The following is a 25,602-nucleotide window of genomic DNA, read 5'->3' on the forward strand; positions in this document are numbered from 1 at the left end:
GGGACCATGGCCAACGTCCTGTTCACGAATGTACGCGTCTTCGACGGCACCGGTGCCCAGCCCTACAACGCCGACGTCCTGATCCAGGGCAACCGGATCGCACGGGTGTCCCGGACCGGGCCGGGCATGTCCACGGCCGGTCTCACGGTCATCAATGGCGCGGGTGCCACGCTGATGCCCGGCATGTGCGAGGCCCACACGCATTTCGCCTGGAACAACGCCGCCAGCTTCGACGACATCCAGCGCATGCCCACGGAGGAGCATCAGCTCTGGTGCGCGCACGTGGCGAAGGTCTATCTCGACCACGGCTGGACGTCCTGCGTCGGCGCGGCGACGGCCAAGCCGCGGCTCGACGTGGTGGTGCGCAACGCCATCGAGGAAGGGCTCGTCAAGGGGCCGCGCTACCTGGCGGCGAGCCAGGAGATCACGGTCGCCGGCTCGCTGGGCGACGAGACGCTGCCGCACATCCCCTATCCGGAGTACAGCTTCGGCCAGATCGTGAGCGGCCCGGAAGAGATGCGCAAGTGCGTGCGCATGTTCCTCAAGTACGGCGTGGATTCGATCAAGCTCAACCTGTCGGGCGACAACTTCGTGCCCTTCGCCCCGGCAGAGACCACCTGGATGAGCGACGAGGAAGTCGCCATGGCCGTGAAGGAGGCGAAGGTGCGGGGCAAGCGGGTGTCGGTGCACGCGCGCTCGTGCGAGTCGGTCAAGCAGGCGCTTCGCCATGGCTGCGAAGTGATCTACCACGCGTCCTTCACCGACGAGGAGGCGCTGGACATGCTGGAGGCGAACCGCGACCGCATCTTCGTCGCGCCCGGGTTGTCCGTGCTCATCAAGCTTCTGTACGAAGGCGACGCGATCGGCGTATCGCATCAGAAGGCGAAGGAGATGGGGTACGAGGTCGAACTGGAAGCGGCGGTGAAGAGCCTGCGCGAGATGCACAAGCGGGGCGTGCGGGTCCTGCCGGGCGGCGACTACGGATTCTCCTGGGCGCCGCACGGCACCAACGCCATGGATCTGCAGTACTTCGTGAAGTATCTGGGCATGACGCCGATGGAGGCGCTGGTGAGCGCCACGCGGTACGGCGGCCAGATCATGCGGCGGCCGGACGACCTCGGTCTGGTCAAGGAAGGCTATCTGGCGGACCTGCTGCTGGTCGATGGCGATCCGCTCTCCAACCTCGGTGTGCTGCTCGACCGTTCCCGGCTTCTCGCGATCATGAAGGATGGCGCCTTCCACAAGACGCCCGAGGTTCGCGATGCCCGGTCGATCAGAGCAGCATGAGGCGCGGCCCGTGCGGACCCAGGACTCCCCGGCATGCCGACATTCGGCGTCGTCCGGTGGGACATGCCCGGCGCCCGGGTTCCGGGACCGGGTGCGGGGCGGCTGAGGCCGCCACCGAAGGGAGAAGGGACCGGCCATGACGGCGAAGCGCTTCTGGCGATGGTTCGTGGCAGCGGTGATCGGTGTTCCCGTGCTGATGTTCGTGGTCTGGGCGCTCTTCGACAATGCACGCCTGTTCCTTCGCACCGCGCTGAACGGCATCACGCTCGCCTCGCTCTACTTCGTCGTCGCGAGCGGATTCACGCTCGTGTTCGGGCTCATGCGCAACGTGAATCTCGCGCACGGCTCGCTCTATCTGCTGGGCGCCTACGTGGGCTGGGTGGTCGGTGACGCGAGCGGGTCGTGGCTGCTCGCCGTCGCGGCAGGCTTCGGCTCGGCCGCCCTGGCGGGGCTGCTGCTGCAGGTCCTCGTCTTCCGCCACATGCAGGGAGAGGACCTCCGCCAGACCATGGTGACCATCGGCGTCTCGATCATCGCCGCCGATCTCATGCTGTGGATCTGGGGCGGGGAGATCTATCAGTTCGATCCCCCCGAAGCCATCTTCGGCCGCACGCGCATGCCCATCGTGAATGCCTATCCGACCTACCGTCTGGCGCTGCTGGCGGCCGCCATCGTGATCGGTCTGGTGCTCTGGTGGTTCCTCAACCGCACTCGCGTGGGAATGATGATCCGCGCGGGTGTGGACGACCGGGGAATGCTCGCCGCGTCCGGCGTCAACGTGCAGCGTGTGTTCGCCATCACGTTCGCCATCGGCGCGGGGCTGGCCGGTTTCGGTGGCGTGGTCGGCGGGACGGCGCTTTCCATCGCGCCGGGGGAGGACACGCGGTACCTGCTCGCCTCGCTGGTCGTCGTGATCGTGGGCGGAATGGGAAGCATCCCGGGCGCGGCACTCGGCGCGCTGCTCGTCGGGCTCGCGGACCAGTTCGGCCTTGCCTATGCACCCACGTACGGAGTCGTCTTCACGTTCGTGATCATGGTCCTCGTGCTCGCGTTCAGGCCGCGCGGAATCATGGGGAGGACGGCATGAGCGCCGCGTACTGGCGCAGAGCCATGAACGGCGAAGGCCGGAAGGAGGGAATCGTCAGCCTCCCGGTGTCCCCCGGGGCGGCGGGACCGGCTTCCGCTCCGGCCCTCGACTGGATCCGGGCGGTGCGCGCCCGGCACGTGGTGCTGATGGGGGCGCTGCTGGTCTATCCCTGGATCGCGTCGCCCTTCTTCACGTTCCAGGTCGCGGGGCAGGCGCTCGTGCTGGGGCTGATCGCCCTGTCACTCACGTTCCTCGCGGGCTACGGCGGCATGGTCTCCCTCGCGCAGATGACCGTGGCCGGCATGGCAGGTTACGCCGTGGCGATCTTCGGCACCAGCGCCACGACGGAGATCAGCCTGGGCTGGCCCTGGTGGGTCGCCGGCGGCATCGCGGTGGCGATCGCGGTCGTCGCAAGCACCTTCATCGGCTGGCTGTCGGTGCGGACCGAAGGCATCTACACCATCATGATCACGCTCGCCATCGGTGTGGCCTTCTACTACCTGTGCGAGCAGAACTACACGGTGCTCAACGGTCATCAGGGCTTCCATCATGTGCTGGCGCCAGTGGCGTTCGGCGTCGCATGGATCGAGCCTGTTCCGTTCTACTACCTGGCCCTGTTCTGGGCCCTGTTCTGGTACTTCACCGTCAAGTACGTGCTGCGCGCGCCGTTCGGTCTCGCGCTGCAGGGCGTGCGCGACAACGCGCGGCGCATGAACTCGCTCGGCTTCGATGTGACCGCGCACCGCGTGGCGGCCTACGCGCTGTCGGGCCTCATCGCCGGGATCGCCGGTGTCCTGCTCGTCTGGTACAACGGACTCGTCGCCCCCGGTTCCGTCGGGACCGGCGCGCTCATCAACATTCTCGTCATCGCGGTGCTGGGCGGCATGCGGCACCCGATCGGACCCTTCATCGGCGCGGCCGTGTTCGTGCTGCTGCAGAACTTTGCCATCGATCTGCTGGGCACGGAGTATCGCGAGCGCTTCAACCTCGTGATCGGAACCGTGTTCCTGCTGATCGTGCTGTTCTCCCCCGACGGCCTGCTCGGACTGTGGACGCGCGCGCGCATCCGCTTCCGGACGGACCGGCGGGCAGGAGCATCGACGCGGCCCTTGCCGCACAACAACGGGAGGTCATCATGGTGAGCAAACGACGTGGTCTCGCAAGAAGCATCCTGGGAGCGGCAGTGGCCCTGGCGTTCGCCGGAACGTTGCAGGCGCAGGAAGTCATCAAGGTAGGTCTGCTCGCAACGCTGGAAGGGCCCTTCGCGGCCGGCGGGCAGGACGGCATGCGCGGCGCGGAGCTGGCGCTCAAGCAGAAGAACGGCATGGCCGGGGGCAAGAAGATCGAGTTCATCAAGGGCTCGTCGGACGCGTCGCCGGACAAGGCGGTGAACGCCACCCGCAAGCTGGTGGAGCAGGACAAGGTCCAGATCATGATCGGGCCGCTGTCCGGCGACGAAGGCATTGCCGTGAAGAACTACTCCAAGACGCAGCCCGGCGTGACCTTCATCAATGGTTCCTCCGGCGCGCAGGCCACGACGCTGCTGGATCCTTCGCCCAACTTCTTCCGCTTCCACACCGAAGGCGCGCAGTGGATGGTGGGCCTGGGCGAGCATGCGCTGTCCAAGGGCTACAAGAGGATGTACCTCATCGCGGAAGACTACGGATTCCCGTATTCGCAGGTGCAGGGCTTCATGGCGAGCTACTGCGCCAAGGGCGGACGCGTGGTGGGCAAATCCTGGGTTCCGCTGGGCACGAAGGACTACTCGTCGGTCGTGGCCAAGATTCCCGACAACATCGACGCGGTGCTGGTGGTGCTGGGCGGGGCCGATGCCGTGAACTTTCTCACCCAGTACGAGCAGGCCGGCGGTGACAAGCCCATGGTGGGCGGGACCATCACCGTGGACCAGACGGTGCTCAACTTCAAGGGCAAACGGCGCGAATCGCTGGTGGGCACGCCATCGGCCAGCCCCATGGCGGATTCGCTCGATACGCCCGAATGGAAGAAGTTCGTGTCCGACTACAAGGCCAACTTCAAGGACGGATTCCCGAGCCCGTCGCTGTTCGCGTTCCTCTACTACATCAGCACGCGCGCGGCGCTCGAAGGGCTCGACGCGGTCAAGGGCGACCTGTCCGACGGCCAGAAGAAGTATCGCGCCGCCCTGCAGAAGCTGGTGGTGAAGGGTCCGGCGGGCGACGTGCACATCGACGAGAACCGCAACGGGGTCGGCACGACCTACATCACCGAAGTGGTCAGGAATGCCGACGGCACGCTGGCCAACAAGGTGATCAAGGCGGTGCCCAACGTGAGCCAGACGCTGGGGTTGTCGAAGGCGGAATTCCAGAAGATGGGTCTGGGTTCGCGCGACGTGCCCAACTGTCCGTGAGCGGTTGGGTTCCGTGAAGAGAGAGTAGGCAAAGAGTCCGGGCGCGCCTTTCACGCGGCGTGCCCGGACCGCCCCAGGGAGAATCGATGCCGAGTCCTGCCAGCACGAGCCGCACGCCGATGTCGCCGGTCGCATCGGGCGATGCGCTGGTCCTCGAGCATGTCACCCGTTCGTTCGGTGCGCTGAAGGCCATCGAGGACGTGAGCCTGCGCGTCGCCGCGGGTGAGCGCCGAGCCATTCTCGGCGCGAACGGTGCGGGCAAGACCACGCTGTTCAATGCGGTCACCGGCGACTTCCCTCCCACCGAAGGGCGCGTGTATTTCTTCGGGGAGGACGTGACGGCGCTCCCGCCGTTCGAACACGTCCGGCGCGGCCTGCGCCGCACGTACCAGGCGTCCTTGCTGTTTCGCAACCTCACCGTGAGGGAGAACCTCACGCTGGCCGTCCGCGGCGCCACGCGCGGCCGCTTTTCGCTGCTGCGCATGCGACGGAACAACCCGCTGCGGGTCGCAGTGGAACGGCTGCTCGCGCATGCGCGGCTCGAGGCTCTCGCCAGCACGCCGGTGAATGCCCTGTCGCATGGGCAGCAGCGCCAGCTGGAAATCGGCATGGCGCTCGCGGGCGCACCGCGGCTGATCCTGTTCGACGAACCCGCCGCCGGTCTGTCGCCGGCGGAGCGGCGCGAACTGGTTGCGCTGCTCGAGGCGCTGCCGAGGCACATCGGGTTCGTGCTCATCGAGCACGACCTGGACATCGCGCTGCGCGTCGTCGACCGGGTCACGATCATGCACAACGGACGGGTGCTGAAGGAAGGCACCCCGGCGGAGATCGAGCGCGACCCCGAGGTCCAGGCCATCTACCTGGGAGGGCATTGACCATGGCGATGCCGACGATGCGCGACGACACTCTGCTGCTCGACGTCCGGGAACTGGATGTCTTCTACGGCCGGGCCCACGCGCTGCAGGGCGTGTCGTTCACGCTCGGCAAGGGTGTGCTGGCGGTCGTGGGACGCAACGGCATGGGCAAGACCACGCTCTGCAACGCGATCACGGGTCTGGTGCCCAGCATGGGCAGCATCCGGCTGGGCGGGCAGGAGATCCGAGGCCTGCCGGCCAATCGCATCACCGGCCTGGGGATCGGGTACGTGCCGCAAGGTCGCCGCGTCTGGCCCTCGCTTACCGTGGACGAGCATTTGCGGCTCGTGGAACGCGGCGGCCGCGGCGCCTGGGACCTGCAGCGCGTCTATCGCACGTTTCCCCGGCTGGCGGAGCGCCGCCGCAACGGCGGGGCGCAGCTCTCCGGCGGGGAGCAGCAGATGCTGGCGATCGGCCGGGCGCTGCTGCTCAATCCGAGATTGCTGGTCATGGACGAGCCCACCGAAGGCCTGGCGCCGGTGATCGTCGAGCAGGTGTCGGAGATGCTCTCCGGCCTCGCCCGCGAAGGCGACGTGACCATCCTGCTCGTCGAGCAGAATCTCGGTGTGGCGCTCGAGGTGGCGGATACCGTCGCCGTCATGGTGAACGGCCGCATCGCACGCATGCTGCCCGCCGCGGAACTGGCGCGCGACCACGAACTGCAGCAGCGTCTTCTGGGCGTCACGTCGGGAAGCGAGGACACCGACGCCGCCGAGACCGCAGCTGCGCCGTCTGCCGAGCCTGCGCGCGTATTCACGGTCCGGCGTGCCGGGGACGATGCGTTGCCCAGGTCACCCCAGACCGAGGCACCGGGCCACGTGCGCGGATTCACTCGATGGAACGAGGCGAATCCCGATGTCGCGGCCCTCGACGTGCCGGTCCGGACCGGACGCGATGCGAAGGAAACGCTCTCACCGCCCGACGCCGATGCCACGGAGAGCGCATCCCTGGCATGGCCGGAGGCCGCGTCCAGCAGCATGGGCGATGTCGTCTACGTGGCGGGCACGTTCGACACCAAGGGCCGCGAACTCGCCTACCTGCGTAGCTGTCTCGACCGGCTCGGCGTGCGCACGGTCACGGTGGATCTTTCCACTTCCGGCAAGCCTTCGTCCGCCAACGTCGGGCCGAACGAGGTGGCGCGGCATCATGCGCGCGGGGCGCATGCGGTGTTCACAGGCGACCGCGGATCATCGGTGGAAGCGATGGCCGCTGCCTTCGAGCGGTTCATCCTCACGCGGCGTGACCTGGGCGGATTGATCTCGGCCGGGGGGTCCGGAGGGACCGCGCTTGCGACGCGCGCGATGCGCCGGCTTGCCGTGGGGGTGCCGAAGCTCATGGTCTCCACCGTGGCCTCGGGCGATGTCAAACCCTACGTCGGTCCTTCGGACATCTGCATGATGTACTCCGTGACCGACGTGTCGGGGATCAACCGGATTTCGGAACGGGTGCTCGCCAACGCCGCGCACGCCATGGCGGGCATGGTGCAGAACGCCCGGCGCATCCGCGAGCGGCCTGCGAGCAAGCCGGCGATCGGACTCACCATGTTCGGTGTCACCACCCCGTGCGTGCAGGCCGTGACCAAGGCGCTCGAGGAACGATACGATTGCCTCACGTTCCACGCCACCGGGACAGGCGGTCAGTCGATGGAGAAGCTGGCCGACTCCGGATTGCTGTCCGCCGTGCTGGACATCACGACCACCGAGGTGGCCGACGAGATCGTGGGCGGCGTCTTCTCGGCCGGACCGGAGCGTTTCGAATCCGTCATCCGGACCCGGCTGCCCTATGTGGGCTCGTGCGGTGCGCTGGACATGGTGAATTTCTTTGCCATGGACACCGTTCCGGGTCAGTTCCGCGGCCGCACCCTGCATCGCCACAACTCGAACGTGACGCTCATGCGCACCTCGGCGGAGGAATGCGCGCGCATCGGCGCATGGATCGCCGAGCGGTTGAACCGCATGGAAGGCCCGGTGCGATTCGTCCTGCCGGAAGGCGGCGTGTCCATGCTCGATGCTCCGGGCAAGCCCTTCTGGGATCCCGAGGCCGACCGCGCGCTCTTCACCGCCATCGAGAAGGAGTTCCGTCCCACGTCGAAACGCAGGCTCGTGCGCACGCCGTGGAACATCAACGATCCGGAATTCGTGTCGTGTCTGCTCGACCAGTTCCGGGAGATCGAACCGGCCGGCGCCGTGCCGGACCGGTCGCAGTCCGGTCGCTGACCGGGGAGGAATGCCATGCCGCGAATCGCGCGCGAAGCGATACTGCAGAAGTTCCGCGACATGATCGCGCGGAACGAACCCATCGTCGGGGGCGGAGCGGGCACCGGGCTGTCCGCGAAATGCGAGGAGGCGGGCGGGATCGACCTCATCGTGATCTACAACTCGGGCCGTTACCGCATGGCGGGGCGCGGATCGCTCGCCGGCCTGATGGCCTACGGCAACGCCAACCAGATCGTGGTGGAGATGGCGGCCGAGGTCCTGCCGGTGGTGCGCAGGACGCCGGTGCTGGCCGGCGTGAACGGCACCGATCCGTTCATGATCACCGACCACTTCCTCCGCCAGCTCATCGAACTCGGCTTCTCCGGCGTCCAGAACTTCCCCACCGTGGGCCTCATCGACGGCGTCTTCCGGCAGAACCTGGAGGAGACCGGAATGGGATACGCCCTGGAAGTGGAGATGATCCGGGCAGCCGGAGCGCTGGGCATGCTGACGACGCCCTACGTCTTCTGCGAGGCGGACGCGCGAGCCATGGCCCGCGCCGGCGCGGACATCGTGGTGTGCCACATGGGGCTCACCACCGGCGGGGCGATCGGCGCGGAAACCGCGCTCACGCTGGCGGACTGCGTGCCACGGATAGACACCCTGGCGCGCGCCGCGCGCGAGGAGAAGCCCGACGTGATCGTCCTGTGCCACGGCGGACCGATCGCGACGCCCGAGGACGCGCAGTGGATCCTCCGGCAGTGCCCCGGTGTGCACGGCTTCTACGGTGCATCGAGCATGGAGCGGCTGCCCACCGAGACCGCACTGACCGAGCAGACCCGCAAGTTCAAGCAGATTTCCCGCTGACAGAACCTGGGCCGGAAGGCCCCAGGCAGGAGGAGCAAAGATGACCGGCGCCGACTTCGGATACTTCATTCTCGCAGTGATCGCCATCGCCATCGTGGTGGCCATCGTGATCTGGCTGCTGCACTGGCTGTACTTGCGTTCGTCCAAGGAGCGGGCGTTCGTGCGGACGGGGCTCGGCGGCCAGAAGGTCGTGGTGGACGGCGGTGCATTCGTGCTGCCCATCGTGCACGACGTCATTCCGGTCAACATGAACACGCTCAAACTCGAGGTGAGCCGCGGCCGCGACAAGGCCCTCATCACGCGGGACAGGATGCGCGTCGACGTCATCGCGGAGTTCTACGTGCGCGTGCAGGCGAGTCCCGACGCGGTGGCCGCCGCCGCGCAGACGCTGGGCCAGCGCACGCTGCAGCCGGACCAGCTCGAACAGCTCATCGAGGGCAAGTTCGTCGATGCGCTGCGCACCGTCGCAGCCGAGATGACCATGGAGGAGCTGCACGAGAAGCGGGGTGAATACGTGAAGCGGGTGAGGGTGGTCGTGTCGGACGATCTGCTCAAGAACGGTCTCGAACTGGAGTCGGCGTCGCTCACCCAGCTCGACCAGACGGCGCTCGAGTACTTCAATCCCAGCAACGCGTTCGATGCCGAGGGCATGACACGGCTCACCGAGCAGATCGAGAAGCGCAAGAAGCAGCGCAACGACATCGAGCAGGACACGATGATCCAGATCCGCAACAAGAACCTGGAGACGGAGCGCATGGCGCTCGACATCGACCGCGATCTCGAGTACGCGAGGCTTTCGCAGGAACGTGAACTGGAGGTGCGGCGTGCGCACCAGCGCGCCGATCTCGCCCGCGAGCGCGCGGACAAGGAACAGGAAGCCGAGCGTGCGCAGCTCGCCGCCCGGGAAGCCATCGAGCGGGCGCGTATCGGTACCGAACGGGTGCTGGAAGAGGAGCGCATCTCGCGCGAACGCGATGTGCAGGCGGCGGAGATCGAGCGCCGCAGGACCGTGGAACTTGCCGAGCAGCACCGCGCGATCGCCATCGCCGAGCAATCGAAGGCGCAGTCCGAGGCGCAGGCCGCCGCGGACAAGGCGAGGGCGTTGGCCGTGACCGAGGAAGAGCGCGTGTTCACGGCGCGCGAGACGGAGATGGCGGAGCGCCGCAAGCTCATCGAGCTGGTCGAGGCGCGCAAGGAGGCGGAACGGGACGCGTTGCGGCTCCGGCTCGCGGCGGAGGCCGAACGGCTCGCGGCCGAGGACCGCGGAGAGGCGCTGCGCGCGCAGGCCCAGGCGGAGGCGGACAGCGACCGCATCCGGGCAGCCGCGTTGAAGATCCGCGCCGAGATCGAGGCGGAAGCCACGCGCATGATGAACGAGGCGCAGAACGTCCTCACGCTGGAGGCCCGCCAGTCGGCGCTCAAGATCAAGCTGGTGGAGCGCCTCGATTCGATCATCCGCGAGTCGGTGAAGCCCATGGAGCGCATCGAGGGCATCAAGATCCTCCACGTGGACGGCCTGGGTGGAGGCGGGGGCGGGGGTGAGATGGGGCCTGCGGGATTCGCCGACAGCGTCGTCAATTCCGCGCTGCGCTTCCGCGCCCAGGCGCCGCTCGTCGATCAGATGCTGCGGGAGATCGGCATCGAGGGCGGGGACATCGGCAAGCTGGCGCAATCGGTGGCGGCGGCCCTGCCGTCGCCGCCGGACATGAAGTCCGAGTGAGGCGCGTGCCGTGATCCGCGTCTACACCTCCAGCGTCATCGATGCCGGCGCCGATGCGGTGTGGGCCGTCATCCGTGACTTCAACGCGCTGCCCGCGTGGCATCCGCTCATCGCGGACTCCCGCATCGAGAACTCGCAGCCGTCCGACAAGGTCGGCTGCGTGCGCGCGTTCCGGATGCGCGATGGCGGGTTCATCCGGGAGCAGCTGCTGTCGCTCTCGGACTACGACTACCAGTGCACGTATTCCATTCTGGAGTCGCCGATGCCGATCACGGGCTACGTCGCCACGCTCAAGCTGTCGCCGGTCACCGATGGCGGGCGCACGTTCGCCGAGTGGAGTGCCGAGTTCGATTGCGAACCTGCTCGAGAACGCGAACTCGCGCAGAGCATCGGCCAGGGTGTGTTCCAGGCCGGGTTCGACGCCCTCAAGACGCGCTTCGGCCGTCGCTGACCGCGGCACCCGGCGCCGGTTCAAGGTACCGCCATGACGATGCAGAGGGTCCAGCGCTCGGCCATCATCGATGCGCCGATCGGGCGCGTGTGGGAGATCCTGCGCGATTTCAACAGCCATACGGAATGGCATCCGATCGTCGCAAGTTCGTCGATCGAAGGCGGGGAACCGTCCGACCGGGTCGGTTGCGTGCGCAGTTTCGTGCTTCGGGACGGCGCGCACGTGCGCGAGCAACTGATCGCGCTGTCGGACCGCGAACACCGTTTCACGTACTGCATCCTCGACGCCGACGTGCCGCTGGAACGGTATGTGGCAACCGTTCAGCTGAAACCGGTCACCGACGGCAACCGGACGTTCTGGCACTGGCAATCGACATTTCGGACGCCGGCGGGACGAGAACGCGAGCTTGCCGATCTCGTCGGGCGCGACGTCTACGAGGGCGGCATCGCGGGCTTGCGGCGATACCTGCAGCAGGGGGCGCGTTTCGCGCAGCCCGACGTCGCGGGCGACCGGATTCTGGAGGGAGACGCCGTCACATTCGAACGCACGGGCGGGCCTGACGTGCTGGTGATGGGCCGCGCCGCTGCCCGTCCGCCCGCTCCCGGCGAGGCGCGCGTCCGCCATACCGCCATCGGGGTGAACTTCCTCGACGTCTATGTGCGTCGCGGCAGCGTTCCGCTGGCGTCGCCGGGGATGCCTCTGGGCGTGGAGGCCGCCGGAGTGGTCGTGGACGTCGGCGCGGAAGTCGCCAATGTCGTCCCCGGAGACCGCGTGGCGTACGCGATGCTTCCTCCCGGCGCCTATTGCCAGGTGCGCACGGTGCCGGCGTCGCAACTCGTCCGTCTGCCGGATTCCGTCGACGACGTCGCGGCGGCATCGGTGCTGCTGAAGGGGCTGACCGCGGAGTTCCTGCTGTTTCGCCTGCATCCGTTGCGGGCGGGGGAGACGGTGCTAGTGCACGCGGCGGCCGGGGGTCTGGGATCGCTGGTGTGTCCCTGGGCCCGTGCCCTCGGCGCCCGCGTGATCGGGACCGTGTCGTCGGAGAGCAAGGCGCGCGAGGCGCGCGAACGCGGCTGCCACGAAGTCATCGTGACGCGCGAGTACAACTTCGCCGATGCGCTCAAGCGCGCCACCGGTGGCCGCGGTGCCGATCTCATCATCGATGGGCTGGGCGAGAAGGGGGTTCGGGACAACGTCGCCTCGCTTGCCCGGTTCGGCCACTGGATCAGCATCGGCGATGCCAGCGGTCCCCTGCCGCCCCTGTCCCCGGATGCGCTCATCCACCAGAGCGCGACGTTCTCGCGCCCCGTGATCTTCCACTACACCGAGGATCCGGTCCGACTGTCCGCGATGGCCGAACGGTTGTGGGATGCCCTGGGCAGGAGCGTGATCCGTCCCCCGCCGGGGACGACGTTTCCCTTGCAGTCGGCCGCGGAGGCGCACCGGCGGCTCGAATCGAGAGCGACGACGGGAGCGCTGGTGCTGGTTCCTTGAAGGCAGGCCCGGGTCCCTGGTCCCTGGTCCCCGGACCCGAGACCACCAGACTCCGGTCTTACGTGGAAGCTGAAGGAATGCGCCGTGGGTCCGGCATACTCGCCCCGGGCCCCGTCAGTCGCGTGTTGCAGCCGCCCGGATCAGGTTCAAGAGGGCGCCGTACTCGTCGAGCGCCGGAAACTGGGGGAAGAGCTTCTTCACGTTGTCCGGTGCGTGGAACAGATAGCCGTGATCGGCCTCGATCAGCATGGACGTGTCGTTGAACGAGTCGCCCGCGGCGATCACGCGGTAGTTCATGCTCTTGAAGGCCTGCACGGCCGCTTTCTTCTGCTCCGGAATTCGCAGCCGGTAGTCGACGATACGGTCGTTCTCCACCACCAGCCGGTGGCACAGCAGCGTGGGCATGCCGAGCTGGCGCATCAACGGCGCGGCGAACTGCTCGAAGGTGTCCGAGAGGATCAGGAGCTGGGTGAACGAGCGGATCTCGTCGAGAAAGGCACGCGCGCCGGGCAGCGGTTCGAGGGTGCCGATGACTTCCTGGATCGCCGACAGCGTGAGTCCGTGCCGGTCGAGGATGTCAAGGCGCCCGCGCATCAGCTTGTCGTAGTCGGGTTCGTCGCGCGTGGTGCGCCGCAGTTCGGGGATGCCGGTCTTCTCCGCCACGGCGATCCAGATTTCCGGCGTCAGCACGCCCTCCATGTCCAGGGTAACGATCGATTGTTTCACGGTGAGCCGCCGGGGCAGGTTGGCAAAGCGCCGAAGTTTAATGAAATGCGCGGTCGCGGGCGAACGGACATTTCTGCGCCGGGTCGCGATTCTGGGTTACCTTCGGACCGTTCCGATCTGCCGCCGGAGGAAACCACATGCGCGCCTTGATTCCCCTGATTTCCTGTTCGATTCTTTCCCTTTGCGCCCTCACGCAGGCGAGGGCGGAAGATCCCCCTCCCGCCGCCCTGCAGGAGCACCGCTCGGTCACCGCGCTCAAGACGGCGGGTGCGAAGCAATGCGGCCAGGCGCTCCAGGCCATGACGGGGGTGCTCAACTCGGAGGACGACTACCCCTACCTCAATACCTGGAATCAGGAAGACCCCAACCGGCACGCCGTGATGACCATCTCGACGACTGCGTACGCCGACGGCTCGTCGATCGCGGCCGTGGGGATGTCACCGACCACCGCCGGGAGCTGCGACGCGAGTTTCGCTCAGGTGTTTCTGCTGCGGGAGACGTGCGCACGCCTGCGGGAGACGAGCTTCAAGGACTGGAAGCACTACGCCGATCTGGGTACGACGCCGCTGCACGAGGATCCGACCTCGAGCTCTGTTGTCGCGGCCTTCGTGTCCACGCAGGAAGGCTGCCTCGTGTTCAAGGCGGGGCTGCTGTTCTTCCCGCCGGTCCAGCGGTAGCGGTCCCCAGCTCCGTCGAGGCCGACGGCTGCCGGCGCGCGGGGGCTTACTCGAGGAACGAGCGCTCGGTCCGGTGCGCGGAGCCGATGCCCAGGGCAGTCGATGCCGACACTTCGCCGGTGAATTCCTGGTAGTCGGGCGGTGTCGTGGGCGCCGTGGCGAACAGCACGGCGGCGATCAGCAGGCGCGGCGTCAGATCCGGCGACGGCGACGGCGCGATCCGGTTCTTCGTGGTGGGATCCAGGGGCATGGGCGGGCTCCAGGGCAGGCAGGACACACCCTCCTTTACGGATGTCCCGCGCCGGGCTTGAGCGACGGCCATGACGAATCGATGAGCGCCCCAGCGGACCGGGCGCGGTGCCGGCCGGAGATTCGCCCTGCCGCGATTCCGGTCGTGCATGGCCCCGTCACGACGCGCTCCCGCCGGTGGCGGAGGGATGCATCCGGAGCGCATTTTCGGGATGATGACCGTCACGTTCATCCGAAACGGCGAGAGACAAAATGAACACGCAAGCCATGGGAACGCTGGACCGTGACGCGGCGATCACTGCCGCCATGGCCGGTGCGACGGCCAACGTCGACTGGCTCACCTCCGACCGCATCGAGGCGCTGACCGGCGGCCATGGGATGCTCAACCTGCCTGTCGTGGCGATTGCCGACGCGCTGGCCGTGGAAATCCTCCGTGGCACGGACGTGAACGTGAAGTTCGCGAATGCGCAGAGGCAGCCGGTGGACGATCTTCTGGAAAAGGCCATCGGCGCGGCACGGGCGGCCGGCGCGGATTCCGCCAACGCAGCCCTGCTTTCCGCGGTGGTGCTGTACCTGGCCGGCGCGCAGGCACAGGTCGGCATTCCCGCCGGAAACCGCAAGCTCGGCGCGACTGCCCGGATGATCGCCGGCGTCGACCGCTGTGGCGTGGCGGCGATCCCCACGGGAAAGAAGAACAACAAGATCTCGGGCTTCCCCGCCGTGCAGGCCATCTACGAAGCCATGCGGGCCGGCCAGCTCTCTCCGATTTCGGGCCGCAATGTGCCGGTGGGTGTGGGGGGCGGTCCCATCTTCGGCCACAGCACTCTGGGCGAGGATGTCGTCTTTCCTGCCATGGCGGAGAACGGGGCGCGCATCGGAACTCAGGCCATGCTGGATGCGCTGGCGGGTGCGGGCATGCCCGTGGCGGGCCTGACCGCGGCCATGTTCGGTGCCGCGGCGATCCTCGAGATCATCCATCCCGATGCCGACGTGGCGGACCGTTACGGCCCCTACGGCAAGGTCACGAGCGCGTTCGTCGCCGGGCAGTCCGCTGCCCGCACGGCGGGCCTGCCGGAAATGCTGCATGTCCGGCTCACGGGGGAAGAGGTGCCGACGGCGCGGCTCATCGGCGACCTCGGACTCATCCTGAAGGACGTGGGCGGCCCGACCGTGATCGGCATGATGGCGCTCGACGAGGTGCTGCAGCTCTTCGAGGAATTCGCGCGCTACACCGATCCGCCCCTTGGGCACCTGTGCGCCGACGCCGTGGTCGCGTTCCGGTCACTCATCGTCCCGGGAGCCGACCCCAGAGATGTGGCGCGCCGTCTGGCGGACGCGCGCCTCGCCACGTCCATCGACCCGGACACCACGATCACCGCGATGAACATCGTGGCCCGCAAGGCCATGCAGGTGCGGCGGGGGCCGGTGTCCGACGCGCTGCTGGCCGCCTCGACGCCCCTGGCCACCGCTGCGCTGTACCGGCGCGCGGCCCTGGCGCACGACCGGCTTGCGGCAGGCGTTCCGCTGGCAGAAGTGGTCGAGGAACTCGACCGGTCCCGGCTCACGACCATCTGCGCTCGCCTGAGTGCCCGGCAAAGCACGGCGCTGCGCAAGAGCGTGACGATCACGGTCGATCGCGTCGCTGCCGGCGCCCGTCGCGACAGCAAGATGGCGCGCAGGTGGCTGGCGTTCGATCCTGCCATCGACGTTTCCATCACCGTCGAGGGGGTCACGACGCATCTTCGGGGCTTCGTGAACGACGTCGTGCCTGCCGTGGTGAAGGGAGAACGCAGCGACGTCGCCTGGGCGGTTCCGCTGGTGGCTCCCGCCGTGGGGGAGATCCTCGTGGCCGGCAACGTCATCACCAACGTGACGGTACCCGCGGCCATGGCGGCGGTGCTGGGCATCGAGTCCGTCGAATCGGCCGCAGAAAGCGCCGTGAACGCGGCTTTCCTGAGTGCCGGAATACCCGGCGCCAAGGCCCGCGCGGAGAGTGCCGCGACCATGGCGCGGGACATCGCCACGGCCATGGCGGGCGGCGGTCGATGAGCCGCCAGATCCTGATCCTTGCGCAGGTCGACGATGCCTCGGGCGAAGTGCTGCAGGACGTCGCCGAACGGTTGCACGGGCTGGGTGCGCGGAATCTGCAGATCCTCGCCAGCGTGGGCAAGAAGGCACGGCCTGCCCATGTCCTGCTCATCGATGCCGACGAGACGCTGGAGGAAGAGATCGCGCTGCTGCTGGGGATCGAACTGGGCCTGTGGGGATACCGGGTGCTCGAATCGCGTCATCGCCACTTCGAGATCGTCAAGGAACGCAGGCACGCCGTGGTGCGGATGGGCAAGGTCGAGGCGAGTGCATCGGTGGGCGTGAAGCGGATCAGTTCCGGCGGCCGGCTTCTGGGCCTCAAGGTGGAACACGACGATCTCGCGGCACTGCGTGACAAGCTCGAATCGTGTGGCGAGCGGGTGGCGCTCCCGAGACTGCGGGCTGCCCTGGAGGAAGGGCTGCGTGAGATCTCCGATGGTGGGCCGCTGGAAGTCAGCCTTTAGCCAACCGGGCCGGACGTGGTTCCGGAAGTGAGAACCGTTCTCTGTTCGTGTATTTTTTTCCCACAATTCCTTGACGCGTCAGTTCATGGCGTGGAAAAATTGCCCCCGTAGATGACCGGCTGAGGGGACCAAGACCGGCATCGCGCGCGCACTCTTCCGAGAGGCGCGTCCGTCGCACCACCAGGGGATTCCTTCATGAGACCACTTCTGTTGTCCGTTGCAGTCGCGACCGCGCTGGCCGGATCGCTTTCCACCGCACATGCCGTCAACACCGTGGGTTCGCTGAGCAACTTCGATGCAATCAACGATACCGGTGGCGAGACCATCGGCTTCGAGATCGAGATCGAGGACATCCACAGTTCCGACGTGCTGTACACCTTCGGTGGACCGTACAGCCGATACGGAGACCCCACCGTCCACGCCAACGGAACGGGGACCGGTGCCATCGTGCGCTGGGTGGCGGGCTGGGATTCGGCCTCGTCCACTTTCAAGGACATCCTGGGTGGCCACGGGACACCGATCGCACCGGCCGGCATTTCGCCGGGCGGACACGACTGCTACAGCGGCGGACCGGTGGGCAACTATCTGTCGAGCGGCTGTGAGCACTTCGGCATAAGTCTCGGGGCGCCGCAGGGCGCCACGACGTACCGCTGGCTGGTCGCCGATGTCGCCAACCCGGGCAGCTTCGTGGGTGGCAACAACGTTCGCCTGCCCGCGCCGATCTTCAACGTCACCCCCAATGCGGATCCTGCGCAGGCTCCCGTCGTTCAGGCCGTGATTCCGGCGCCCATCCCCGAGAACGAAGTGGAAGGTGGAGAAGGCCGCTACAGCGATGCCTTCTGGATGAAGCGCATCAAGACCTCCGTGGAAACCGAAGACGAGCTGAAGCTCGAACAGCTCCTCAACGGCGACGACCCCAACATGCTGTTCAACGTCGAAACCGAGACCGAGTACGAGTGGTACCTCATGCAGAGCAAGAACGGGGTGCTGGATTCCGGGGAGCACGTGATGGACATCAAGCCCGGGAACGGCAAGAAGTCCGTGGCCATCCGTTACGAGTTCTACGAGTTCGGGGGCACGTACGATCCGGAGAGTCACGAGGCTTGGTGCAGTGATGAGGCCAACTGCGAAGACCTCGGGCTGAACGGCGCCGACATGACCGACGACGACGTCGCTCCCTACCGCGGTGCCTATCTTGGCGCCCAGATGGCCGGCGTGAACCTCGTGCCCGTGCCCGAGCCGGAGACATGGGCCATGCTGGGACTGGGCTTCCTGTTCATGGCCGGACGCCTTCACTCGGTTCGCAAGCGGCGCTGAAACGCCGGAGGCTCCCTCCTGGAAACGGGCACCCGCGGGTGCCCGTTTCGCTTTCCCGAAGGGGCGAGTCGTGTGGTTCTTTCGGATCACGCTGCCGAAGCAGGCTGGTCATCAGCCTTACATCCTGGCCCTTGAAACTCAACGAGGACGCGCGCCCGTTGCCGCCTCGGACGACCGACGTCCCGAGCGGCTCTCCGCGAAGCGTTTGCAGCAGCAAGCCTCCATCAGCCAGCTCAAGGGAAGGAAGACCATGAACAAACTCCACGTTGCCGTTCTCATGGCATTGGCGTCGCAAGCCAATGCAGCCACGACTTACTTCGACAGTTTCACGCCGCTCACGGGCACCATCGCTGCCGGCAGCCTGCCGGAAGCGGAGCCCTTCCGTCTTTCGTCGCCGAACTTCTCCCAGGTCACCATCGCCGATCGCGCCACGCAGAACTCCCTCGTCCCGGCGTCCAATTCCGGCAACTGGGACATGCAGACGGCGAACGAGACGGGCCCGGATGCGGGACGTTACCTGTTCACGCCGTTCGAGACGAACACGGCTGGCGTGCAACGGATCGACTTGTGGGATGCCAACTACAACACCCGCACGGTGACCATCGTCGCCCCCGGCACGCAGAGCTTCGTTGCCGGCGACGCTTCCCGTTGGACGCCGTGGGGCAGCTACCTGACCGCCGAGGAGTCATGGGGAACGGGTAGCAGCCGTGGCCGCCTGTTCGAAGTCACGAATCCGACGACGGCCGGCGCCAACGGCGGCAATTTCGTCGTTCGCAACGTCATTCCCCGCACCTCTCACGAAGGACTGGCGTTCGACAAGAGCAACACCATGTACTACATCGACGAGCTGAACGGCGGCTCGGTCTACAAGTACGTTTCGAACACCCCCAACGCCACCAACGGCGACGACTACTTCGCCTCCGGTCAGAGTTTCGTGATGCGAGTGGGCGACGGTGCCGCCTTCGGCGGGACGGGCTCGGCAAGCTGGATCGCGATTACCGACACCAACGGCGCCGGTCTTGCCGGCACGGTCTCGGCCAGCGTGCCGGTCAATCCGGCGAATCCCGGTGAAGGTTCGATCACGATCGTCGACGCACGGGCCACGGCGGACGTGGGTCGCAACGGCAACCTGGGTGCCGAGATCGCCAACCCGACCACCAGCTTCCTGGGCACGGAATACAACCGGCCGGAGGACCTGGAGATTCAGGACCGCGCCGACGGTTCGCAGGCGATCTACTTCACGACGACCGACACGCATCAGGTCTTCTCGATGATCCTCGGCACCGACGGCAGCACGACCGTCAAGCTGTTCGCAGACCGCAACACCCTCGACATGGCGACGGGTCTCGCGGTAGGCAACACCTTCTCCAACCCCGACAACCTGGCGATCGACGCCGAAGGCAACATCTACATCATCGAGGACAACCCGGGCGGCCGTGCCGACATCTGGTTCGCCAAGGATGCGGATCGCGACGGTGTGGCCGAATCCGTCGGCATGTGGGCCACGCTGAGCACCGCGGGTGCGGAACCCACGGGTCTGTACTTCGACAAGTTCAACCCGAATGTCGCCTACGTGAACGTGCAGCATCCCGACTCCGACATCGACCGCACGATCCAGATCACGGCCGTTCCCGAGCCCGAGACGTATGCCCTGATGGCCGCTGGCCTGGGGATCCTCGGATTCGCCGCCCGTCGTCGCAAGCAGTAAGAGCCGTCAGCAACACGGAATTTCGCCTCGCGAGGCGAAGTTCCGTGTTCGCACGAACTACTAGAAGCGCAGCCAGCCAGCGCCTGACCGCCTGTCGGTGGGCCAGCCAGCAAGACGCGGAATACAGGAGAGACCATGAAGACCATTCCTGGCCGGCTTGCCGTGGTAGCGGCCGCCGTGCAGATCCTCTACTCGGCCGGTACTTTCGCGGCCGGGCCCAATGCGTACGTCCAGACCAATCTGGTCGCCAACGACGCCAAGTACAACCCCACCGCGTTCGTCGATCCGTATCTGCTCAACCCCTGGGGAATCGCCCTGCGCCCTCCCGGCGCTGGCGGGCATTTCTGGACAAGCAATGCCGGCAGCGGAACGACGACCACCTATATCGGCGATGTCCCCGGTGTTCCGTTGTACCAGGACGGCCTGAAGGTGGTGCCCATCGTGACATCCGAGCGAGATCTGCTGGACCTGGGAGGCAGTCAGGGACCGACCGACGGGATTGCACAAGTGACCGGCCAGGTCTACAACGCCGCGAGTGACTTCGCGGGTCAGCCCATGGAATTCCACGTGAGCGGTCCCGCCATCAACTATTCGAACGGTTCCTCCTACGGTATCGATTCCGGCTCCGCCAAGTTCATCTTCGTCACTCAGGACGGCACCATCAACGCGTGGCGGACGAAGACGGACCCCGGCATGCTGGAGGCTGTTGTCATCAAGGACTACTCGACGATCGACCCGGCCGCACAAGGGCTGCGCGCATTGCCGGGTTTCAACGGGGTCGCCATGACCACGGATCGCTGGACGACGGATTCGCAGGGAAACAAGGTTGCGGACAACCGCCTCTATGTAGCGGATTTCGCGAACGGCCGGATCATGACGTTCGACAACCAGTGGAACGACATCAGCGCGCCCGGCATGTTCGAACGGCCCGATGGTCTGGGTGTCAACTACATGCCGTTCAATGTCCAGCAGCTTTCGGACGGCCGGATCTACGTCGCCTGGGCAGAGAATTCCTACGAGATCGACGAGCCCACCGAAGAGATTCCGGGTGCCGGTTTCGGTCGTATCGCCGCCTACGACCGGAACGGCAATCTGCTGCAGGACTACTCCGATCACGATCTGCTGAACGCGCCCTGGGGCATGGCGATCGCGCCGCAGGGCTTCGGCGCATTCAGCGGAGCACTGCTGATCGCCAACTTCGGTGACGGGACCATCGCGGCCTACAACCTCGAGACCGGCGAGGAACTCGGTTACCTTCGCGACGCGGACGGAAACGTGATCAGCATCGATGGGATCTGGGGGCTCACGTTCGGCAACGGCTGGTCGCTGGGCAAGGCGGACAGCCTTTACTTCACGGCCGGACCGAACGAGGAGCGGGATGGAATCTTCGGAAAACTGGAAGTTGCCGCAGTGCCCGAACCCGAGACCTACGCGATGATGGGCGCGGGTCTGGGACTCATCGCGATGCTTCGCGTGCGTCGCCGCCGGGCCAGCTAGTCGCCGGTACTTGCGAGGCGGCGTTTCCCCTCGATGCGATGGGCCGCGACCTTCAGGTCGCGGCCTTTTTCATTGCAGGTCCGGTCGGGGGGCTTGCCATGACCGGGCTCCCCTCGACTGGAACCGCGCTGAGCGCGCCGGCGGCGCAACGTTTGGTATCTCGAAGCAGGCCAGGATCGTCTTCAGCACGCCGTTCTCCGCGCACTGGGCGGTCCTCGCTTGGAGGTGCTCGCGCCAGGGCTTCTCGGACGCGTTCACGGCACAGGTGACTTGCCAGTCACCGGCCATCTTCTTCGTCAGGAGGACTCCAGCAGGTAGATCTCCTTCTCGCGATCGTCGCGTCTTGCATCCTGATCCGTACGGATTGTCCTTTCCCCGCCAGCGAATTCACCGGCAGGTAACAACCGCCTATCAGACTCGGTACCCGCAGTTCCGGCTGTTCCCTGAGCGGGGGGCGGCTCTGACGCGTCTTTGCCCCGTAGACGGAATCCGTCGTCAGGGCGATGGGACGCAAACGCTTCCACTCGCAATCGATTTTCACACCCACCCGACATCCGGCAGACATGCGTGACTGCGCGGATGTGGCAAGAGGAGAGGTCCATATGTTCCAACGTAAAGGGATCGCGCTGGCCGTTGCCGGCGCCCTGATGTCCATCGCCGGCGGCGCCCATGCCGCCAACACCTACTTCGACAACTTCACGCCGCTGGCCGCCTCGGCGGGTCCGATCCCGGTCAACGGCGCCGGTGAAGCCACGCCGATCACCCTGTCCAGCCCCAACTTCAGCCAGATGAGCATTGCCGATCGCACGACGCAGCTCGGCGCCGGCCAGTTCAACAGCGGCAACTGGGACATGAATACCGTGAACACCAATGGCCCAGACGCTGGCCGCTACCTGTTCACCGTCTATGAGACCGATCGTTCGGGCATCCAGCGTATCGACCTCACCACCAACACGGCCCGCACCCTTTGGTTCAGCCCGGCCGCTGCGCCGGCGCTCAACAGCCATGTGGCCTTCGATGCGTCCTTCTGGACTCCGTGGGGCACCTACATCACCGCGGAAGAATCCTGGGGTAGTCAGCCGCAGCCCTACGGCCGTCTGTTCGAAGTCACGAACCCGCTGAAGGCCTCCGGAACCGTCGATGTCGTGCACCGGAACATCATCCCGCGCACGTCGCACGAAGGCATCCAGTTCGACAGCGCCAACAACATGTACTTCATCGACGAGCTGAACGGCGGCACGGTGTTCAAGTACACGTCCATGACGCCGACGAACGGCCAGACCTACTTCAGCGCCGGGCAGACGTCTGTCCTGCGCGTGGGTGATGGCTTCACGCCGAACGCCACGGGCGCCCTAACGTGGGTCCCGATCACCGATGCGGCTGGCGATCCGTTGGCGAACTCGGTGGTGATCACCGATCCGAATGGCGTAACCTCCGTGGACGGTCGCGCGTCGGCCGATGTGGCAGCCCTCAAGGGCACAGACTACCAGCGTCCGGAAGACCTGCAGATTCAGAACGCGGGCGGGGTGGAGCGTCTGTACATGGCGACGACGACCACCAACGAGGTCTACAGCCTCGATCTGACCACCCAGCAGATCTCCGTTTTCATCAACCGCGACACGATCGACCTCGCCACCGGCGCTGCTGTCGGCAATGCCCTGACGAGCCCCGACAACCTGGCCGTCGACTCCGAAGGCAACATCTACATCGTCGAAGACCGCAACGGTGGTGTCGACGACGACATCTGGTTTGCCAAGGACCTCAACAAGGACGGCGACCTGCTCGACGCCGGCGAAGGGATCGGCCGCTGGGCTTCCAACGGCACGCAGGGTTCCGAGTTCACGGGTCTGTACTTTGACCCGATGAACCCGAACCGTGCCTGGGTGAACATCCAGCATCCGGCCAGCGGTGTCGATCGCACCATCGAAATCACCGCCGTGCCCGAACCCGAGACCTACGCCATGATGGGCGCCGGCCTCGGCCTGATGGCGCTCCTGCGCGGCCGCCGTCGCAGCGTCAAGTAATCGAAGTTCGCAAGCTGTAGTCTGTTCGACTCCATTGGCCGCGATCGCAAGATCGCGGCCTTTTTTCTTTCGAGGGTGGGAACAACGGCATCTCGGACCTGGCGCTGCGCAAAGCCGGAAGGGCTGCTTGCAGCAGCAGGCCGTCAGCGAACCGACGGCGCTACGTAGGGAATGCCGTAGCCGGCCAGGATCGTCTTCAGCGTGCCGTTCGTCGAGAACTGGGCGATCCGCGCTTCGAGGTACTCGCGCCACGGCTTCTCGGAGGCCTTCACGGCCCAGGTCGAGTTCCAGTCGAGTTCCATCTCCTTGGGCGCGAAGGACTCGAGCAGGATGATTTCCTTCTCGGGGTGATCACGCTTCGCGTCGGCCAGCATGGTCGACGGCACGAGCACCACACGCACCTTTCCTTCGGCCATGGCGTCGAGCGCGCGGCGAGACTGGGGGAACGTCTCGTGCGCAACATTGTGTTCGGTGAGGAAAGTGTCCGTCGGCGAGAAGTACGTGGCCCCGGTGGGGATCTTCTCCTTCGCAATGTCCGCCAGCGTCTTGCCTTTCAGTGCGGGATCGTACGTGGCCAGCACATAGTTCACGCCAAAGGCCGGCTTGAGCAGCGCCAGCTTGGAGCGTCCGAGGATGTCTTCCATGCCGCCCGTACCCAGGCCCAGGAAGACGTCGCAGATGCCCTTGCGGATGGACGTGCGGAAGGCGCGGTTCATGCCGCCACGGCCGGCCGTGTTGACCCAGATGAAGAATGTTTCCCAGCCTTCTTCCTTGGCGATGGCCTTGAGCAGGTCGACGTCGTAGCCGGTGGGCTTGTCGGTCATTTCGGAGGAAGGGAAAGCGAAGGGGTCGGCGCAGGCGGTCACCCGCTTCACACCCTTCACGCGCGTCAGGATATCGGCGTCCTTCAGTTCCTCGGGGAGTTCGGGCGGCAGCACGTCCCGGTGGCCGCTCATGTAGCGAGGATCCTTGAACGGATCGGCGGTGGACGTCTGCGCCACGACAGGCCGGCTGATGCCGGCCAGTGCGGCTGCGGCCAGTACGAGCGCGGCTGATGCGCGCAGGACGGGAAAGGTGAGACGGTTCATCAAGTGCTCTCCGGGAGAACGAAGGTGAGGTCGGGCTTCGACAGGACGGGGATGGAATGATTCCCCGGCCGCGACGGGGCGCGGATCTGCAATGGGTGCGGAGTTTAGCCTGACGGCCGGACAGGCAATTGAACGAACGTGCGCCCTGGCGGCGGGATTCCCGATTCGCCCAGGAGGTGCCGCAGCGCCCCCTCGCTGCCACAGCCATGCGGCGCTCCCTCCTGCCGGGAACCGATCCGGGGAGGGCGGCGTGCCCGATGCGATCCTGTGGGCGTCCGGCGCACCGTGTGACCGGGGTTTGAGGCTTCCTGCCGTGGCGGAGAGTTGGATGCTTCAGAAGACTGCAGACCGGACGCCGTTTCGGTCAGAATCCGTTCCGGCGGGCGATGTCATCCCTGACCGCACGCCGTCGTGCGCGTACCGGGTCCGTGATGCCGGCCTGCGGGTGCATCCCGAGTTCGCGCTCCGTCCCGTCTTGCAGCGAGGTGTCCAACCCCGTGAACCCTTGGATCCAGGTCGGCCTGCCGGGCCTGGTCGTGGCTGCCATGACCCTCGTCGGCCTGGAACTCACGCCGGACGATATTCGCCGTGCGCTCCGGCGCCCGGCGCTTGTCGCTACGGTTCTCGCGGCTCAGACTTTCCTGCTGCCCCTCGCGGGCGCGGCGGTCATCCTGATGCTGCGGCCCGCCCCCGAGGTGACGGGCGGGCTGATTCTGATTGCCGCCGCATCGCAGGCGACCATGTCGAACCTGTTCTGCCTGCTGGGGCGGGCCGACGTGGCTCTCTCGGTCACGTTGACGGCGCTCTCCAGCGCTGCGGCGCTCGTCGTCACGCCGTTCGCGGCGGCGTTGCTCCATGGCTGGTTCCTCGACGGCACGGGCGGTCACGCGTTGCCGGTGGACGCCGTTGCTCGCCAGGTCCTGACCGGCCTGATCCTGCCCATCGCCGCCGGCATGCTCGTCCGGCATCTCGCGCCGGGCTGGGTCGAACGCTGGCGGGAGCGATTCCGCTGGACCAGTCTGGCCCTGCTCTCTGCGCTGCTGACGCTCATCGTGGCGGGAAGCGGCGTGGCCTTGCGCGATCACCTGGGTACGATGGTGCTTGCCTCCGCCCTGTTCACCGTCCTGGCCGCGGGCGCGGGCGCCGGTCTGGCGGGGCTGCTTCGCTGGAGCGCGAAGGATCGGCTGACCATGGTGGCCGGCTTTCCCGCCCGCAGCCTGAGCATCGCCACGCTGCTTGCGGTGAACGTGCTGGGCCGGGTGGAGTTCCTGTCCTTTGCGTTCGTGTTCTTCGTGGTTCAGGCGGTGCTGATCGCGCCCGTGATGTGGCGGTCCCGCGGGCGGATGCCGGGGTGACCGCGCAT

21 protein-coding genes are annotated in these 25,602 nt (G+C 66.6%); 18 read left to right on the forward strand and 3 right to left on the reverse strand.

The window, feature by feature from the left end; translation table 11 throughout:
* The first annotated feature begins 6 nt into the window (after positions 1-6).
* The 10 genes from IPK20_10520 to IPK20_10565 all read left to right on the forward strand — a co-directional run bounded on the left by IPK20_10520 (position 7) and on the right by IPK20_10565 (position 12,401).
* The gene (locus tag IPK20_10520) at positions 7-1,287 is read left to right on the forward strand and encodes an amidohydrolase family protein (GenBank protein ID MBK8017087.1); all 1,281 of its coding nucleotides are present in this window, start codon (positions 7-9) and stop codon (positions 1,285-1,287) included.
* A gap of 136 nt (positions 1,288-1,423) precedes the next feature.
* The gene (locus IPK20_10525) at positions 1,424-2,374 is read left to right on the forward strand and encodes a branched-chain amino acid ABC transporter permease (protein ID MBK8017088.1); all 951 of its coding nucleotides are present in this window, start codon (positions 1,424-1,426) and stop codon (positions 2,372-2,374) included.
* A 146-nt stretch (positions 2,375-2,520) separates the two neighbouring features.
* Positions 2,521-3,516, forward strand: coding sequence for a branched-chain amino acid ABC transporter permease (locus tag IPK20_10530; protein ID MBK8017089.1), 996 nt, complete (start codon positions 2,521-2,523; stop codon positions 3,514-3,516).
* Positions 3,510-4,760 (forward strand): ABC transporter substrate-binding protein, encoded by a 1,251-nt coding sequence (locus IPK20_10535; protein ID MBK8017090.1) that lies wholly within the window; start codon positions 3,510-3,512, stop codon positions 4,758-4,760. Before IPK20_10530 ends, IPK20_10535 begins: the two co-directional genes overlap by 7 nt.
* 119 nt (positions 4,761-4,879) lie before the next feature.
* Positions 4,880-5,635 carry an ABC transporter ATP-binding protein gene (locus tag IPK20_10540; GenBank protein ID MBK8017091.1) on the forward strand — a complete coding sequence of 252 codons (756 nt, stop codon included), beginning with the start codon at positions 4,880-4,882 and terminating at the stop codon, positions 5,633-5,635.
* Between the two features lie 8 nt (positions 5,636-5,643).
* Entirely contained in the window at positions 5,644-7,890 is a 2,247-nt protein-coding gene (locus IPK20_10545) for an ABC transporter permease (GenBank protein ID MBK8017092.1), read from the forward strand.
* Between the two features lie 15 nt (positions 7,891-7,905).
* The gene (locus IPK20_10550; GenBank protein MBK8017093.1) at positions 7,906-8,736 is read left to right on the forward strand and encodes a phosphoenolpyruvate hydrolase family protein; all 831 of its coding nucleotides are present in this window, start codon (positions 7,906-7,908) and stop codon (positions 8,734-8,736) included.
* A gap of 40 nt (positions 8,737-8,776) precedes the next feature.
* The gene (locus IPK20_10555) at positions 8,777-10,456 is read left to right on the forward strand and encodes a flotillin family protein (protein ID MBK8017094.1); all 1,680 of its coding nucleotides are present in this window, start codon (positions 8,777-8,779) and stop codon (positions 10,454-10,456) included.
* 10 nt (positions 10,457-10,466) lie between these two features.
* On the forward strand, positions 10,467-10,907 hold the full coding sequence (locus IPK20_10560) for an SRPBCC family protein (GenBank protein ID MBK8017095.1): 441 nt from the start codon (positions 10,467-10,469) through the stop codon (positions 10,905-10,907).
* Positions 10,908-10,940: 33 nt separating this feature from the next.
* Positions 10,941-12,401, forward strand: a complete 1,461-nt coding sequence (locus tag IPK20_10565; GenBank protein MBK8017096.1) for an SRPBCC family protein — start codon at positions 10,941-10,943, stop codon at positions 12,399-12,401.
* A gap of 114 nt (positions 12,402-12,515) precedes the next feature.
* Here the strand turns inward: IPK20_10565 and thrH are convergent, their stop codons facing one another.
* Positions 12,516-13,127: a bifunctional phosphoserine phosphatase/homoserine phosphotransferase ThrH gene (gene thrH / locus IPK20_10570; GenBank protein MBK8017097.1), complete on the reverse strand. Its 612-nt coding sequence runs from the start codon at positions 13,125-13,127 to the stop codon at positions 12,516-12,518.
* 137 nt (positions 13,128-13,264) lie between these two features.
* Here thrH and IPK20_10575 point away from each other — a divergent pair, with 137 nt between their 5' ends.
* Positions 13,265-13,804, forward strand: coding sequence for a hypothetical protein (locus IPK20_10575; GenBank protein MBK8017098.1), 540 nt, complete (start codon positions 13,265-13,267; stop codon positions 13,802-13,804).
* 46 nt (positions 13,805-13,850) lie between these two features.
* Here the strand turns inward: IPK20_10575 and IPK20_10580 are convergent, their stop codons facing one another.
* Positions 13,851-14,054, reverse strand: coding sequence for a hypothetical protein (locus IPK20_10580; GenBank protein MBK8017099.1), 204 nt, complete (start codon positions 14,052-14,054; stop codon positions 13,851-13,853).
* Between the two features lie 266 nt (positions 14,055-14,320).
* Between IPK20_10580 and IPK20_10585 the strand changes: the two genes are divergently transcribed.
* From IPK20_10585 to IPK20_10610, 6 genes are all read left to right on the forward strand, one after another.
* The gene (locus tag IPK20_10585) at positions 14,321-16,102 is read left to right on the forward strand and encodes a hypothetical protein (GenBank protein ID MBK8017100.1); all 1,782 of its coding nucleotides are present in this window, start codon (positions 14,321-14,323) and stop codon (positions 16,100-16,102) included.
* Positions 16,099-16,605 carry a DUF111 family protein gene (locus IPK20_10590; GenBank protein ID MBK8017101.1) on the forward strand — a complete coding sequence of 169 codons (507 nt, stop codon included), beginning with the start codon at positions 16,099-16,101 and terminating at the stop codon, positions 16,603-16,605. The genes IPK20_10585 and IPK20_10590 overlap by 4 nt, the downstream gene beginning before the upstream one ends.
* Positions 16,606-16,800: 195 nt before the next feature.
* Positions 16,801-17,922 (forward strand): PEP-CTERM sorting domain-containing protein, encoded by a 1,122-nt coding sequence (locus IPK20_10595; GenBank protein ID MBK8017102.1) that lies wholly within the window; start codon positions 16,801-16,803, stop codon positions 17,920-17,922.
* Positions 17,923-18,172: 250 nt separating this feature from the next.
* Complete coding sequence (locus tag IPK20_10600; GenBank protein ID MBK8017103.1) at positions 18,173-19,630, forward strand: DUF839 domain-containing protein; 1,458 nt, start codon at positions 18,173-18,175, stop codon at positions 19,628-19,630.
* A 135-nt stretch (positions 19,631-19,765) separates the two neighbouring features.
* Entirely contained in the window at positions 19,766-21,127 is a 1,362-nt protein-coding gene (locus IPK20_10605; protein ID MBK8017104.1) for a TIGR03118 family protein, read from the forward strand.
* Between the two features lie 602 nt (positions 21,128-21,729).
* The gene (locus IPK20_10610; protein ID MBK8017105.1) at positions 21,730-23,151 is read left to right on the forward strand and encodes a DUF839 domain-containing protein; all 1,422 of its coding nucleotides are present in this window, start codon (positions 21,730-21,732) and stop codon (positions 23,149-23,151) included.
* A gap of 143 nt (positions 23,152-23,294) precedes the next feature.
* On the opposite strand, the gene IPK20_10615 is transcribed toward IPK20_10610, so the two are convergent.
* Entirely contained in the window at positions 23,295-24,239 is a 945-nt protein-coding gene (locus tag IPK20_10615) for a transporter substrate-binding domain-containing protein (protein MBK8017106.1), read from the reverse strand.
* 497 nt (positions 24,240-24,736) lie between these two features.
* Here IPK20_10615 and IPK20_10620 point away from each other — a divergent pair, with 497 nt between their 5' ends.
* Positions 24,737-25,594: a bile acid:sodium symporter gene (locus IPK20_10620; protein MBK8017107.1), complete on the forward strand. Its 858-nt coding sequence runs from the start codon at positions 24,737-24,739 to the stop codon at positions 25,592-25,594.
* The last annotated feature ends 8 nt before the right edge of the window (positions 25,595-25,602 follow it).

The organism is Betaproteobacteria bacterium (assembly GCA_016713305.1).
In the GTDB taxonomy this organism is placed as follows: Bacteria; Pseudomonadota; Gammaproteobacteria; order Burkholderiales.